Origin of the sequence: Sulfobacillus harzensis (assembly GCF_012933365.1) — a bacterium.
GTDB classification, from domain to species: domain Bacteria; phylum Bacillota; class Sulfobacillia; order Sulfobacillales; family Sulfobacillaceae; genus Sulfobacillus_B; species Sulfobacillus_B harzensis.
The window spans coordinates 1-2205 of sequence record NZ_JABBVZ010000226.1 but is presented as its reverse complement, the minus strand read 5'-3'; the positions used below and the strand labels follow the sequence as shown (position 1 = coordinate 2205).

Below are 2205 nucleotides of genomic sequence, written 5' to 3'. Positions count from 1 at the left end.
AAAGGCGAAAATCATGGCCTGTTCCGCCTGCCGTTGGGTGGGGCGTCGAGCCGCCAATTGTTGGCACGCGATTTCCACGTCCCACGTCCACCCATCGAGATCGTCCAACAGACTCAAGAGCGCCCGGCGCGCTATCTCGGGGTGTTCCCGTTGCTGGGCCGCGGTTCCGGCCAGGGTTTCCAACGTCTCGCTGAGTGCGTGGGCTTCGTGTTCCAGTTGCCGCCACAGGTGTCCCATTGACGGTCGCTCCTTTCGATTCAAACCACGTGGCACGCTCCGTAGCCCACGATGGTCCCGTAAACGTGCCCAGCGCCAGGCGCAGGCCGTCCGCGAAAATGCCAAACAACAAGCCCACGGTGTGGGCACAATCCCAGCACAAGCCGCCGGGCATGCCGATGCCGTGGACTTCCGTATCACAAATCCGACACCGATAGGGGACATAATGCGGGTAACTCAAGGACGGAAAGACGGGATCGCGGCAGTCGGCGCAGGGGCACGGCTCGCCGGATTGGGTGACGTACACGCCCATACAAAACCTCCATTCGAGGGGCGAGTTGACAGATTATGTCAACTAGCCTTTTCATGGAGGTTCAGGGAAGTTCCTTTTTTGGTGCGATGATTGCGTCCGACGCCATACGACGGGAGGTTACCAATCTCCGGCTTATCGGACGTAAACTGTGTCCGAATTCCGCCGCCATATCGACGGCGCACACGGGATCCCTATCTCTCCCCTGAGACCATCAGTGTGCCCTAACCGGACGCACTAAGGCTTTTGCCTAAGGGAGGCGGCAATGCGTGCCAATATAGTGAGCCCCAGGCTGCCGGACGTTTCCCAGTGCAGTTGGTCTATTAGCACCAGACCGTGGTCCAGTTGCCGTTGCCAGAGAACCGCCGCCGGTGGCCAACCTTGACTTTTCAGGGTCGAGGCTGTTTTGATTTGCTCGGGTTTTGCTCCGTAGTTGCGCCAATCCACCGCCGCGGTTTCGACCAGCACGGCGCTCTTCGGGAGCCCTTTCCACGCTTTCGTCACTAAGGGCGGCATCCCGGCGTCTTCGGTCCAGTCTAAGTCGACATTGCTGAGCCCATCGGATATGCGGGTCCGATTCGTATTTAGGGCGCTATGCTGCAAGTCGTCGGGCACGTCAACCAGGTAGGGGCCCCATCCCGTGATCCGAGAGACGAGGGGAGATGTGTGGACGTCAGCGCCGTGAATCCATAATTGTCCCCCTCCCCTCACCCACTGTTGAAGAGCATCGATGTGGTCCGCCATCGCTTCGGTCGCCTCGCTATCGGTAAAATCAATGAGCAAGACGCCATCCGGGGATGACGGGATAGAGAGGTCGGTTGACGGCACCAATCCGACGGCTTGGACAGCATGGGCCGCTATGGGGCCCCAGCAGGTGATCTCACGTTGTGCCGGGGGTCGTGACAACGCCGTCATTAAGTTGTCCAGCAGCATGGCTGCCATAGGCTCTTCAGCACTTCGCGCAACAACGGGATATTGGCAAAACCACACCGGGCCCAGGGAGTCTTGCCAACACAGCAATGTCGCGCCACCGAGAGCTTGGCCTCCATCGGCGATAACCAAAGCATGGGCGCTTCTTGGCTTGGGGAGAAGACCTTCCGCGACCACCTCGTGGGCGCCGCGCCACCAGCTTAGCCCGCCATCCGCCATCCCTGCAAAAACCCCGTGGTGCAAGGCCCGTGGAAACGACGTCGTGATCACTTGATGGTCCACGGCCAAATTTGGGCCTCCGGTCCATCCTGGTGGCTGTGCCAGCACCAACACCGGAATACCCTGGTGAGTGGCCTGACGTATGGACTCCCAAAGGGCACTCGTTAGGGGAATGCCCTCCCCCACCACCAGCGGATGCAAGATGGGGGTGCTTCCATCCCAGAAGCTTGTTTGGATGCCGAGCTGATGCAGTACGTGAGCCGTATGTGCCAAAGGATCGAAAACGTCCACCGCCATTCTGAGCTTGCTCTGGCGGCCGGGAGGGTACGCCGTTAATGGCCGGCCATGGCTGTTTAGCACCCGGCCCCCGAGTGTGGACAGACGGACCTCCCAACGTCCATGGGTTTCCTCTGAGACAGTCGGCATGTCAAGGCTGGCCTCGACTGTCTCAATTCCTAGGAGCTTTTTCAAAAATTGACCCGGACGGCTCCGCGGACGGGTGTCAAAATTCGCTGGGGTGGGCGGCCATT

Annotated in this window: 1 protein-coding gene and 1 pseudogene; both read right to left on the bottom strand. The window is 60.0% G+C overall.

The features are described 5' to 3' along the window. Positions 1-237: pseudogene (locus HIJ39_RS22590) on the bottom strand (hypothetical protein); the annotation flags it as partial. 526 nt (positions 238-763) lie between these two features. Then, positions 764-2205: hypothetical protein (locus HIJ39_RS22585; RefSeq protein WP_207711873.1), on the bottom strand; the 1442-nt coding region annotated here is incomplete at its 5' end.